The following is an 11,790-nucleotide window of genomic DNA, read 5'->3' as shown; positions in this document are numbered from 1 at the left end:
TGTCACCGGGTTGCCTGGCTTTTTAGCTGTAAATAAAAAAAGTCCATGAAATTGTCCCATGCACTTTTTCTAGCAAAAACTTATTCACTGCTTCCGCGAATTTCAAGCTGGGTTGCAATAAACACCTTCTTGGCAATTTGCCGCTCAGCTAATCTTTCCAACAGCAGATCCACTGCAGTTTCTCCCATCATTTCCGTATAAACTTTCACTGTACTTAATGGGGGATAAACATATTTTGAAACACTGATGTCGTTCACGCCGATTATACTTACCTGATCAGGTATGGAGATATTTTCTTCGTGGAGTGCTCTTAAGCAACCAATCGCCATCGAATCACTTCCCACAAAAAATGCTGTCGGCAGATTGCCCGTATGTTCGCTTATTGCCTGTTTCATCAATTTATATCCATCATCTACAGAAAAAGCTCCAATATATACGTAAGATTCGTCATAGAGCTTCTTATCTATAAGAAATCTCTCAAAACTGGCCCTTCTGGGATCGTCAATCACAGCCGTCTGGTCCTTATACGTTTCTCTTCCGCCAATATAGCCGATTTTCTGGTGTCCTTTTTTAAGGAAATAATTAAGGACGTTTACGGTAGCCTTATGAAAATCGATGACAACTGAATCAAACCGGTCGTCATCAGGAGAACAATCAACAAATACAATATTTTCCGTAATTTTACAAAGTTGTTGGGCCTGCTTTAGGCTAAACTTCCCAATCGCAATAATCCCATCAACTTCTTCATTCTTCGCAGGCTGTGAGTTATCAAGGGGAAGTTTCGTTATTTGCAGATTCAGGCTCTGGCTCCGATTTTCTACTCCTAAGCGAATGGACATATAGTAGAGATCCTCGAGCTCCTGTTGTTCAGTATACCAATTAACAATTGCAATCTTGTATGATAGCGGGCGGCGTTCAGACTTTTTCCGATAGGATAACGCTTCGGCTGCTTCCAGAATTCTCTTTTTGGTGTCATCCCCCACCGAGAGTGTCGTATCATAATTAAGAACTCTGGAAACCGTAGCAATCGAAACACCAGCTCTTTCAGCGATATCTTTTATTGTTGCCATACGTTTCTCCTTAATCATTTTTATTAGGTTAAAAAAAACTAAATTTGTATATAGGAACAGCTTGAATTGCTGCGAAGCTACTGTTTTTTATCAGCCAGCATTATCCCGTTTTCCACTTCCTTCACTTTAATAAACAATGGTCTTTCACGGCCATGTGGCGTATCCGGGTAATGTGTCGAAATGTAAAGTTGGCCGGCCAGATCACGGAACAAACTCGAATGTCCTGCATTTCGATCAAGAAGCAGCTCTTCATCATGTTCCCACGGTCCCGCCACTTTACCGGATTTCGACCTTGCAACAGCAACTGTATATCCGCCAAATCCATCGTCTCCATAATTCGGCACGGAGTAGCTGGACCATAGCATAATAAGCTCTCCATTCTTCGCTTTATACATAAATGGAGCATCCGTCAAAAAGCCGGTTTTCTCGATGCGGGGATCTCCAAAGTGCCGAATCCAAGGCATTTTAGCTGCATTCAAAATTTCAACCGGCTCGCCAAAAGAGCTCTTTAGGTCACTGGATAACCGAAGGGCTTTAATTTTTCCTTCGTAAATTTCGGTCCACTCATGGCAAAAAACAATCCAGCGCTGACCATCTTCATCCTGATAGTAAGTTCCATCCAGACACTCCCAATAATCAGGAGTGACAGGGCCTTCGCTATGCGGGTAATAAGGACCTGCAGGATGGTCCGCTACCAGGATTCCTGTTCCACGGTGTTCACCGATTCCTCCTTTAAAAGAGGCAAACATATAAAAGCGGCCCTCAATTTCAAACACTTCAGGAGCCCAATAATGACGGACTCCCCAAAAACCTTTTGGCGGCTGAAAAGCGACATACGGGCCTTCCCAATCCTCTAAATTTTCACTTTCATAAACCTCAAAAATGGGGTCCTCGTTGCCGCATCCATCCGCAAAAGTGGTTCCAAATAAATAGTATTTCCCGTCTTTTCGGGAAGTGAATACAAACGGATCTCTTACATGGATCGTATTTGTCTTTGTTTTATTAATAGTGCGAAAACCCTTAATCATCATAATCCCCTACTATTCTATTCTATAATTTTAATTGGAAAATTTCCGCAAATATGTTCCTGCTTTAAAACAAATCATAGGCGAAACTTTATTTAATGCCGGAATTTGTAATACTCTTGACAAAATACTTGTTTGCCAATAAAAAGATGACAATCGCAGGTATTGTAGCGATAACTGTTGATGCCATCATTTTTGCAGGATTTACGAAGTTTGCCCCTTGAATTAAAGTCGCAATACCCAACGAAATGGTTTTCATATCGTTGGAGTTTATTACTAAAGACGGCCACAGGAAGTCATTATAAATTCCCAGGAAGGTTATTACACCTAAAGTCATGGCGATTGGCTTAATTGCCGGGAAAATAACATGGTAAAGAATTTGCCACTGTGAAGCCCCATCAATGTAGGCTGCTTCTTCTAAATCCTTAGGGAATGATATGAGGAAGTTATATATCAGAAAAACTCCCAATGTACTGGCTGTGTATGGAAAGATCAATGGAATAAATGTATCTAAGAGATTCACACTTTTAAACATATAAAAGGCAGGAAAAAGCGTTACGATGCCTGGAATTGTCAGCGCAGCAACAACCATTCCCAAAATCAATTTTTTACCGGGTACATTCAATCTTGATAACGAATATGCTGCCAGCACATCGACGATTACAACGAGAACGGTTCCCACCAGGGTAACAAAAGCGGTATTCAATAGCCATTTGAGGATTGGCGCGTCCGAAACCGACGAAAAAATACCGAGATAATTTTCCATCGTCCAGCGACTTGGCAAAATACTCGAACTTGCCATGGATTCACTTAACGTCTTAAAGGAAGTGAAGACCATCCAAATTAAAGGCAAAAGAAACAAACACGCAATAATCGTTGCTAATATCACAATAGGAATCGCTTTTCGAGTTGATCTCTTCATTTTAGTTCACTTCCTTTTAGTCTTTCTTTCTATATGCAAACCAATATTGAGCTCCGGTAATACCCATCATAATCAGACCCATTAATACAGCCATTGCCGAGCCGATCCCTAACTGATTCATCCCAAATACGGATGTTTGAATATTCATTATAAGTGTGTTTGTCGTTTGCTCTGGACCCCCGGCCGTGATCAATTTTGTCTGTCCATATAAGTTAAAGGACGCAATTACAGTTGTGATAACGATGAAGATGGCCACGTTTCTGATTTGCGGATACGTGACATACCGGAATTTAGCCCAGGCACCAGCCCCATCCAGATCCGCTGCCTCATACAATGAAGGATCGACTTCATCAAGCGCGTTAATAAAGAGCATCATATTGAAGCCGATTGTCCACCACACTGTTGCAATTAAAACAGACAGCCATGCGTACGGCTGCTCACCCAGCCAGTTGATCGGCTCCCCAATCACTCCAGAAGACATCAAAACATTATTTATAAACCCGCCGTTGGCATTGAAAAGCCATAAAAAGATAGCGGATACCGCGGTAACCGAAATAGAATAAGAGATAAAGAAAATAGTCCGGAACACTGGTTTTAATTTAGCCGGCAATTTATCTATAATTAGCGCCAGCCCCAAGCTAATCAGCACTAATGGGGGAACACTGATAAGCACGAAAACCATCGTATTCTTTAATCCTGTAATAAAAAGCTCATAATACAGAGAATCCGGTGTAAGAATATCTTTGTAGTTTTGAAGGCCGACAAAGCCGCTATTTCCAACAGAAATATTCCAGTTATGCAAGCTGATCCATAATCCCAGCAGCAATGGCGTTACCCAAAACACCAAGAAACATAAAAGAAATGGTGATACCATAAAAATGGACCAGAGTTTTTTAGAAGCTCCTTTGTACATAATGCCCTCCATCTGAAAGAACAACATGTTCTTTCTCTCAGGTTTCGAATGATTAACTCCAATGCTTGATCTTTTTTGGAAGAAAAAGAAAAATAGACCTGCAAATTGTTTGCCTATCCAGCCGTTTTTTAGCTTTAAGCGAGTTTAAGTATTTAGTAAATAAAGAGTGCACCCGTCAACTTTGGAACAAACGGTTGCCACTCTTTATTTATTTAAAAATTATATGAATAATTAAGATTTCGGCTTAGTGCTTGCAACCTGTTCTGCTAATTTTGTTGCTTTTTCTAATTCCTTCATTAAGTCTTCCTCTGTAAAATTCTCTGTTAATACCAATTTACTGAACACAGATTCGTTCATATAACGCATTTGCTCGCCAAATTGGTAGACTTGTGGAGGTTTTACATAGTTTTCAAATTGTTGAGAGTTCTGGAATGCCAATTGATATTTATCCGATTCAGCTTTTATCTTCTCAAGTGTAGGAAGATGTACCGGAGCCTGTCCTGCATCTGCCCAATTTATAAGATTTTCAGGAGTAAACAAGAATTTTAAGTACTCGGCAATTCCATCCAACACTTTTTGATCTGTTACTTTCGCTGACAAAGCAATAGTATGTGCGTTTCCATATGCAGCCTGCTTCGCTCCAATTTGTGGAATCGGCGCAACTCCTAAATTATCGCCATATTTTTCTTTTGCCCCGCCATAAAACCATGGGCCTGTAAGCGCTACGGCAGTTTGATAAGCTTTGCCTTCCTTGGCTTCCTTCATGAAGGTTTGGAATTCACCGTCTAATCCGAGTTTAGGAGGGGACACCTTGTCTACCCACACCATATCATGGAACTTCATTAATGCCTCAGCGTACTCAGGCTGGGCAAAGTTTAGTTTGTCGCCGTCTTTTAATTCAATATCGTTTTGTGCAGCAATCATCAGCATATAGAATTCTACCAATCCGGTAGAAGGAACACCGAGCGCATAGAGGTCTTTATTCTTCGCTTGCAGTTCAGTATTCAGCTTTACTAAATCATCATATGTAGCTGGGGGTTCCGGAGTAAATTCTTTATTATAGAACATTGTTAATGGGTGAATATCAAGAGGCAGCGCGTAAAGCCCGTCCTCTAATGTAGCAATATCCAAACCAGCTTGGTGAAAATCAGTTTCTTTTAATCCAGCCTTCTCCATGACTGGCTTAATATCTTGAATAAGCCCATCCTGCTTATAAGTTTCAAGGCTATTTCCGTGAATAACAACCAGATCGTAGTTACCGGATTTATACTTTGTGTAATGGTCTTTTTCTTGCAATTCAGTGACTTCATATTTGTCTTGCGACTTGTTGAACGCTTCCGTTATCTTCTTCATATAAGCACCATCTCCACCAGTAAAACCGTTGATGAAGGTGATCTTTACTTTATCGCTGCTGCTGCTTTCCCCATCTTTAGATGTCGAAGAATTACTTGAACATCCTACTAATACCAACATAATCGAAACTACTAAAGCTGCCCACTTAGTAATTTTCATGTTCGAACCCCTCTCTTCTTTTCAGCGTAGTATACCGCACTATTGAAAGCGCCTTCAAAAACATCATAATACACCAGGAATTTTCAGTCAATATTTTTTACTAAAATTTTAACTAAGTTTTTTATTGAACTAAACTTGAAATATCCAAAATAATTTTTAAAAAGATTTAAATACCCATATTCAAGGCTCTATTATTTTATCTTTAGTAAAAACTCTCACTCTTAAAAATTCTAAACTATCCTTTTTCAGATGTGAGAAAAGAGAAGGTCCATATTCCACCAATAAAAAAGAACCCCATCCAAAGACGGGATTCCTGGTTTACAACCGCGAAACATCAATTCAGCCTTGTTAAATGGGGACATCCAAAATAATCTTGGTGCCTTGTTTCGGAACCGACGTGATTCGAAGTGAGCCCCCGACGGCACGGGCTCTTTCCTCCATGCTGAACAGGCCGACACCGCGGGCAATCTTTTCAGATTCAAAACCTTTGCCAAAGTCCTCAATCAGCACTCGTATAAAGCTGTCGGTCTCCCTGATTGCCACGGCCGCTTCCTCTGTTTCCGCATATTTACGGATATTCGTCAGCGCCTCCTGAATAATCCGGTAAATCGTAATTTCTTTCCCTGTTTCAAGCCGTTCGTGCAAGACACAATCGAAGGAGACATTGATGTTATAATAATCGGAAAACCTGGCTAAAAAGGAGCGGATCGCCGGAACAAGCCCGAGATCGTCGAGAACTGAAGGGCGAAGCTCCCAGGAAATCTCCCGCACCTCTGCAATCAATTCCAATGCTTCCTGCTGCATTTGCTCAAGCAATGGGTGGTTCAATTCCGCCTGCATCCGGTTGATCGTGATCAAGTGGCTGTAGAGGTTTTGGCCAAGTCCATCGTGAAGGTCACGCGATAGGCGCTTGCGTTCTTCTTCCTGAACATCCATCATCTTTAGCATCATTTTTTGCAGTTCTTCCTCGATTCGTTTTCTCGCGGTGATTTCATGGCGGATCGCCAAATATTGATACGGTTTCCCTTGTTCATTCAAAAAGGGGACAATGGTTGTATCGACCCAATAGGGCGTGCCATCCTTGGCGCGGTTTTTTATCTCCCCCTTCCAGACCCGGCCCGCTGAAATGGTCTGCCACATGTCTGTGAAAAATTCCTTTGGATGATAGCCTGAATTGATGATCCGGTGCGTTTTGCCAACTACCTCCTCAGAAGAGTACTTTGACACCTCGCAAAACTTTTCATTAACATATTTAATGATTCCATTCTCGTCTGTAAACGCAACAATGGTTGATTCATCAAGGGCAAACTTTAAATCAACCAGCTCGTTTAATGGCTGGCGTATCTCCCGTCTAAGCTTTGTCTTATCTTTAGCGTCCTGAAACACGATCAGGAAATATGCTTCACCATTCAGTTGAAAAGTATTGATCTTAATAAAGACGGGAAACGTTCTTCCATTCTTGTCTTTTCCGTATAGAGGGATAATCATCCCGTCCTCTATATCGGCAATGCTGATTTCCATAAAAAGCTCATCAATTTTTAATCCGGCTGCTTCATGCTCCTGATAACCGAAGAGCTCGCAAGCACTGCTACTTAAATAAGAAATGGTACCTGAAGTATTTACTAATATCGTTTCTTCATTGGAACGAGGCATATTTCGCTGATTCGTTTCCTGTTCGCTATACCTGTCCATTCATAAATATCCCCCTGCTCAAAGATTCATTAAGCGATTAAAGATTTCCTCCAAATCGCGGGCATGCTCAAATGTTTGCTGCTGCTCCAGATTGGTAAAGGGCTGTTTTGTTCTTCTCCCTATTAAGAGCACGCCCTTTGGCTTTCCATTGATGATAAGCGGGACACCAAAAGATGTGACGAGGCTCTCAGCCAGCAAGATCGGATACTCGAGAGCCTTCCCCTGAATATCGTTAGGGAAATCTTCAATCATCATCGGGCTTCCTGTTGCAATAACCCTGCCCGCAATTCCCTTTCCGTACCGCAGCGTAATCCTTTTATATTTATCGTTGCGGTTTCCGGCAGCATAATGCCACCTGACTTCCGGCCCGCTGTCACTTTGCAGGGCTATACCAACAAAGTCGCAGGCTGTTTGCTTGAGTATTTCTTCACATGCTTCAACGACCGGCTGATAGATATTTAATTCTGTCATATTTTTTCGTTTCCTTTACATCCCATATCCGAGTAACCCCTTTTTTAAAGCGTAGGCCACCAATTCGGGCCTTGTCTTCATTTGGAGCTTCTCCATTAAATTGCCTTTGTGCGTTTCCACCGTTTTTACACTGATCACCAATTTTTCAGCGATTTCTTTATTGGAAAAGCCTTTGGCGATTAATGTTAAAACTTCTCTCTCCCGGTCGGAAAGCAGAGTATACGTATCCGCATTTCCCTGCTTTATATTTTCTATATACTCTTCCATCAGCCTCTTTGTTGCCGACGGGTGAAGATAAGCATCCCCTCTCGCCACCGATTCAATCGCAGCAAGCAGTTCATCGTGAGGAGCACTTTTTAAAATGCAGCCGGATGCGCCTGCCTGGATCGCTCTAAATAGATACTCTTCGTCATCATGCATCGTTAAAATTAAAATGGCGATCTCCGGCATTTGTTTCTTCAGTTCGGTCGTTGCGGAAAGCCCGTCTTTTCCATGAGGCATGCTTAAATCCATGATGACAACATCCGGCTTAAGCTGGAGGGCCTTTCTGATCCCCTCGTTTCCTTCGGAGGCTTCCCCGACCACATGCATATCAGGATGGTTGTTTAAAAGCATGCTCAATCCCATTCTTACCACCGCATGATCATCAACAAGCAAAATTTTCAACAAAGACTTTCCCCCCCTTTGTTTATGATGCTATTCCTATTTTAACATGCCTTTTATCCTTTTCATGAAAAAATACGCGTATGAAAAAGCATCACTTTTTTAAGTCATGCTTTTTGGAAACGGCTCAAAATCATTATTCATCCTATACAATGTCAATATAGTGAAAAATATTCTTAAGTTAAAGGCAAGGAAATACGAATCATTGTTCCCTTACCGACTGTTGAGGAAATATGACATTTTCCTCCCGCCAGTATCATTCGCTCATTCATGGCTGCCAGCCCTGACGACTGGTTCATTGCTTTCTCGACATCAAACCCTTTACCAGCGTCACTGATTTCAATTTTTAACAAATCAGGTTCCCAAATAAACGAAAGCGTTGCATTGGATGTATCCGCATATTTCGCAATGTTGCCCAGGGCTTCCTGACAGACGCGAAAAAGTGCAATACTGTTATGTTCAGCTATTGGTTTCTCAACACCTGTGTTTTCAAGCTTCACTTCGATTCCGAATGTGGAAGTGTACAGCTTGATATAGCTTTTTATAGCGGGAAGCAAGCCTAATGTCGTTAAGGTCGGGGGGTGAAGCTCAACCGACAGCAGCCTTACTTCCTGAATTGTTTTTTCGAGCACCAAAGCCATATCTCTTAAATAACTTTTAGCGGCAGGCTGTTCCACACCACTTTCAAGAAATTGCAAGCCGGTATAAAGACTGTATAAAGTTTGGCCAACGCCCTCATGAAGTTCAAAAGCTATTCTCTTAATTTCTTCTTCCTGGGATTGAATAATATAAGAACTAATATTTTTTGCTGGTGTTATCGTCATTTCGCTCCTCCTTCCGCCTCGATTGGGACCTTGAAAAATTTAAGGAAATTGCCAGTCCCCGGGTTTTAGCACGGGGCCGGCTTGTTACTGTTAAGATGCTGATGCAATTTCCGCTTTCTTTGTTGCATTTTTTCTTTGGTAGTAATACCAGTTTAGTCCAAAGGATATCACGTAAAATCCGATAAAGAAGTAAAATGCAGTTACCGGAGTTCCAGTTGTGTTAACACTCCATCCAAACAATTGCGGGATAAAGAATGAACCGTATGCTGCAAAGGCTGCTGTAAAGCCGAGAACCGGCGCCGCTTCTTTAACAGGGAATATAGCGGGAATCATCTGGAAGGTTGAGCCTGATCCAATTCCCGAAGCGATAAACAAGATCAGAAACGAGATTAAAAATCCTGTGAATTGTTTTGCGTTTGTAAAATAGATAACTCCCAATGCGCCGGCTGTCATAAAAACGAATACCCAGCCTGTAACAAGCGCACCGCCGAGCTTATCAGAGATCCATCCCCCAACTGGGCGGGCTGCCGCTGCCAGAAAGGCTCCCAGGAAAGCAAGTGAAATGTGTTCTGGAAACTGCGATTTTAATAATAATGGGAATGCGGCTGCATAACCGATGAAAGAACCGAAAGTTGCGACATAAAGCCAAGTCATAATCCAAGTGTGCTTCCTTTTTACGATAACAAATTGATCTGCTACAGACTGGGTGGCGTTAGGCAGATTATCCATTCCAAAATATGCTGCCACTGTCATGACCACAATCGGGATCACCCAAATGAACGCAGCGTTCTGCAGCCAGATCGTTTCACCGCTTGCCAATACCTGGCCATCTCCTGCGATCGCAAATGTGCCTGCTGCAATAATGAGCGGTGTGACAAATTGAACGACGGACACTCCCATATTTCCTAAACCGCCGTTAATACCAAGTGCTGTCCCTTTTTCCTTTTTCGGAAAAAAGAAGCTGATGTTGGCCAATGAAGATGAGAAGCTGCCACCGCCAAGTCCGCAAAGAGCGGCAAGCAAAAGCATGACTGAATAAGGTGTTTCCGGATTTTGAACGGCCATACCAATCCCGATTGCCGGAACCGCGAGAACTGCTGTTGAGATGACAGTCCAGTTTCGGCCGCCAAATTTTCCGACGGCAAATGTGTAAAAGAATCTCAAAGTGGCCCCGACAAGCCCTGGAATCGCAGCCAATGTAAACAGCTGTTCATCTGTAAACGCAAAGCCAATATCGTTCAAGCGCACTGCAACCACTGACCAGATTTGCCAAACGATAAAAGCAAGCATTAGTGAAGGAACGGAAATCCATAAGTTCCTTCTGGCATGTTTTTTTCCTTCCGATTGCCAAAACGATTCATCCTCTGGATTCCAATACGTAATCCGTTTATTTTTTGCCATGTGATTTACACACCCTTCTTTAATAAATAGTAAAGTCCACTTTCCTGATCAAATGCCGACCACTCGTTCTCCGTTTGGATAACATCAGCTGTTAATGGGACAGCTAAGAAATAAAAGTTATCAAAATACATTCGCAAGTGGGTCTCGTCAGGACAGACTTCGAGCTTTTGGATTGTTTTACGGATAAAAGGAGCTTTTTCATCACCCTGATCATCCTGGATGCCAATAGATACAGGAACCGAAACAAATCGTGTCAATTCCTCCAGATTAATGTGTTTCACAGCTGCTGCACCCTCTCATGGTTGCAGGATAAATGAACATTTTATATCCCTGCAAATAATTCCAAAATCGTTCACCGCCACTGTTTTCAAGGAATTGCTGGACTTCATCCTCTGAGCGCCAGCGGCTCATGCCTTTAACTTCTACAATGACAATTTCTGCACCATCTGCGCTTTTTTCTTCCAAATACCAGTTGAGGCGAACTCCGGTGAAAATTTGCTGAAGAAGCTCATTAATTTCGGAAGCAAAGCCCCCCAGTTCCTCCCTGATAAAACAAAAGTCCAAATATGTTTCGTTGTTCATCAGCTTTCACGCCTTTGCGCTTTTTGATCTTTTCTGTACACCAGAATCGCAACCGGGAACAAGATGATGTTCAGCGCTCCGAAGACGATCACATTCCGATAGTTTTCAAAAAAATACTGATGTACCATATACTGGGTAAAGATGATATTTAACATTAAGATCGCACAAAGAATGCCAAACATGAGATTGTTACGTTTCATAACGTTTCACCCTTACTGCGTAGATTGCCCCGTCTTCTACTTTCACTTGTATTTCCGGCAGCGGGCGGCGGGGCGGGCCTGCTGTTGGAGCCCCCGTCTGGACGTCAAATTTCCCATGATGGCAAGGGCATACCATTTCGCCTTCTTCTTTCACCCAGAATACCGGGCAGCGGAGATGGGTACAGGCGTTTTGGTAGGCAACATATTTATCTTCCGAGAGCCTGATCAGAATCGCATCATCATGTTCACCAGGAAACTTGAAGTCGACAGCATCCCCGATTGCAAGCGATTTAACATCCGTAATTTTTTTATGAGGATACTCCTTTTCACCTAAACCCATCAGTTCTTTAGCGGCAACAGCTCCCCATGGCAGGGACGAAACCGCAAATACTCCGGCCGCCCCGACCAATGTTTTCATAAAACCCCGCCTGTCGAGCTTGCGTTCATTGTTGCGATGAATATTGTGAGTGTAATTATCTTCATTAAAGGGGATTTTATTGTTTTTCTCCGTCATA

At 42.3% G+C, this 11,790-nt stretch carries 14 protein-coding genes; all 14 read right to left on the bottom strand.

Annotation, left to right across the window (positions count from 1 at the left end):
* Positions 1 to 80 precede the first annotated feature (80 nt).
* On the bottom strand, positions 81 to 1,070 hold the full coding sequence (locus CU633_RS13225; RefSeq protein WP_101661069.1) for a LacI family DNA-binding transcriptional regulator: 990 nt from the start codon (positions 1,068 to 1,070) through the stop codon (positions 81 to 83).
* A gap of 77 nt (positions 1,071 to 1,147) precedes the next feature.
* On the bottom strand, positions 1,148 to 2,098 hold the full coding sequence (locus tag CU633_RS13220; RefSeq protein WP_101661068.1) for a glycoside hydrolase family 43 protein: 951 nt from the start codon (positions 2,096 to 2,098) through the stop codon (positions 1,148 to 1,150).
* Positions 2,099 to 2,186: 88 nt separating this feature from the next.
* Complete coding sequence (locus CU633_RS13215; protein WP_101661067.1) at positions 2,187 to 3,017, bottom strand: carbohydrate ABC transporter permease; 831 nt, start codon at positions 3,015 to 3,017, stop codon at positions 2,187 to 2,189.
* Positions 3,018 to 3,033: 16 nt separating this feature from the next.
* A complete protein-coding gene (locus tag CU633_RS13210; RefSeq protein WP_101661066.1) occupies positions 3,034 to 3,930 on the bottom strand; it encodes a carbohydrate ABC transporter permease in 897 nt (298 codons plus the stop codon).
* A gap of 231 nt (positions 3,931 to 4,161) precedes the next feature.
* Positions 4,162 to 5,442: an ABC transporter substrate-binding protein gene (locus CU633_RS13205; protein WP_101661065.1), complete on the bottom strand. Its 1,281-nt coding sequence runs from the start codon at positions 5,440 to 5,442 to the stop codon at positions 4,162 to 4,164.
* Positions 5,443 to 5,790: 348 nt separating this feature from the next.
* Positions 5,791 to 7,134 carry a PAS domain-containing sensor histidine kinase gene (locus CU633_RS13200; protein WP_101661064.1) on the bottom strand — a complete coding sequence of 448 codons (1,344 nt, stop codon included), beginning with the start codon at positions 7,132 to 7,134 and terminating at the stop codon, positions 5,791 to 5,793.
* An 18-nt stretch (positions 7,135 to 7,152) separates the two neighbouring features.
* Positions 7,153 to 7,605, bottom strand: coding sequence for a GAF domain-containing protein (locus CU633_RS13195; protein WP_101661063.1), 453 nt, complete (start codon positions 7,603 to 7,605; stop codon positions 7,153 to 7,155).
* Between the two features lie 15 nt (positions 7,606 to 7,620).
* A complete protein-coding gene (locus CU633_RS13190) occupies positions 7,621 to 8,274 on the bottom strand; it encodes a response regulator (protein WP_101661062.1) in 654 nt (217 codons plus the stop codon).
* Between the two features lie 170 nt (positions 8,275 to 8,444).
* Positions 8,445 to 9,092: a sensor histidine kinase gene (locus CU633_RS13185; protein WP_101661061.1), complete on the bottom strand. Its 648-nt coding sequence runs from the start codon at positions 9,090 to 9,092 to the stop codon at positions 8,445 to 8,447.
* A gap of 90 nt (positions 9,093 to 9,182) precedes the next feature.
* The gene (locus tag CU633_RS13180) at positions 9,183 to 10,493 is read right to left on the bottom strand and encodes a NarK family nitrate/nitrite MFS transporter (RefSeq protein WP_101661060.1); all 1,311 of its coding nucleotides are present in this window, start codon (positions 10,491 to 10,493) and stop codon (positions 9,183 to 9,185) included.
* Between the two features lie 5 nt (positions 10,494 to 10,498).
* Positions 10,499 to 10,774 (bottom strand): hypothetical protein, encoded by a 276-nt coding sequence (locus CU633_RS13175; RefSeq protein ID WP_101661059.1) that lies wholly within the window; start codon positions 10,772 to 10,774, stop codon positions 10,499 to 10,501.
* Entirely contained in the window at positions 10,761 to 11,075 is a 315-nt protein-coding gene (locus tag CU633_RS13170) for a hypothetical protein (RefSeq protein WP_101661058.1), read from the bottom strand. The genes CU633_RS13175 and CU633_RS13170 overlap by 14 nt, the downstream gene beginning before the upstream one ends.
* Positions 11,075 to 11,275, bottom strand: coding sequence for a hypothetical protein (locus tag CU633_RS13165; protein ID WP_101661057.1), 201 nt, complete (start codon positions 11,273 to 11,275; stop codon positions 11,075 to 11,077). The genes CU633_RS13170 and CU633_RS13165 overlap by 1 nt, the downstream gene beginning before the upstream one ends.
* Positions 11,265 to 11,789, bottom strand: a complete 525-nt coding sequence (locus CU633_RS13160) for a Rieske (2Fe-2S) protein (protein WP_101661056.1) — start codon at positions 11,787 to 11,789, stop codon at positions 11,265 to 11,267. Before CU633_RS13160 ends, CU633_RS13165 begins: the two co-directional genes overlap by 11 nt.
* Position 11,790 lies beyond the last annotated feature (1 nt).

This window comes from Bacillus sp. V3-13, from assembly GCF_002860165.1.
Classification (GTDB): Bacteria; Bacillota; Bacilli; order Bacillales; family Cytobacillaceae; genus Bacillus_BJ.
Note: the sequence above shows the minus strand (reverse complement) of the source record. Positions and strands in the feature narration are given on the sequence as shown.

Bases quoted from the DNA above. Each gene is read 5' to 3' on its own strand.
- CU633_RS13225 (WP_101661069.1), bottom strand. From the start codon at position 1,070: ATGGCAACAATAAAAGATATCGCTGAAAGAGCTGGTGTTTCGATTGCT.
- CU633_RS13220 (WP_101661068.1), bottom strand. From the start codon at position 2,098: ATGATTAAGGGTTTTCGCACTATTAATAAAACAAAGACAAATACGATC.
- CU633_RS13215 (WP_101661067.1), bottom strand. From the start codon at position 3,017: ATGAAGAGATCAACTCGAAAAGCGATTCCTATTGTGATATTAGCAACG.
- CU633_RS13210 (WP_101661066.1), bottom strand. From the start codon at position 3,930: ATGTACAAAGGAGCTTCTAAAAAACTCTGGTCCATTTTTATGGTATCA.
- CU633_RS13205 (WP_101661065.1), bottom strand. From the start codon at position 5,442: ATGAAAATTACTAAGTGGGCAGCTTTAGTAGTTTCGATTATGTTGGTA.
- CU633_RS13200 (WP_101661064.1), bottom strand. From the start codon at position 7,134: ATGGACAGGTATAGCGAACAGGAAACGAATCAGCGAAATATGCCTCGT.
- CU633_RS13195 (WP_101661063.1), bottom strand. From the start codon at position 7,605: ATGACAGAATTAAATATCTATCAGCCGGTCGTTGAAGCATGTGAAGAA.
- CU633_RS13185 (WP_101661061.1), bottom strand. From the start codon at position 9,092: ATGACGATAACACCAGCAAAAAATATTAGTTCTTATATTATTCAATCC.
- CU633_RS13180 (WP_101661060.1), bottom strand. From the start codon at position 10,493: ATGGCAAAAAATAAACGGATTACGTATTGGAATCCAGAGGATGAATCG.
- CU633_RS13170 (WP_101661058.1), bottom strand. From the start codon at position 11,075: ATGAACAACGAAACATATTTGGACTTTTGTTTTATCAGGGAGGAACTG.
- CU633_RS13165 (WP_101661057.1), bottom strand. From the start codon at position 11,275: ATGAAACGTAACAATCTCATGTTTGGCATTCTTTGTGCGATCTTAATG.
- CU633_RS13160 (WP_101661056.1), bottom strand. From the start codon at position 11,789: ATGACGGAGAAAAACAATAAAATCCCCTTTAATGAAGATAATTACACT.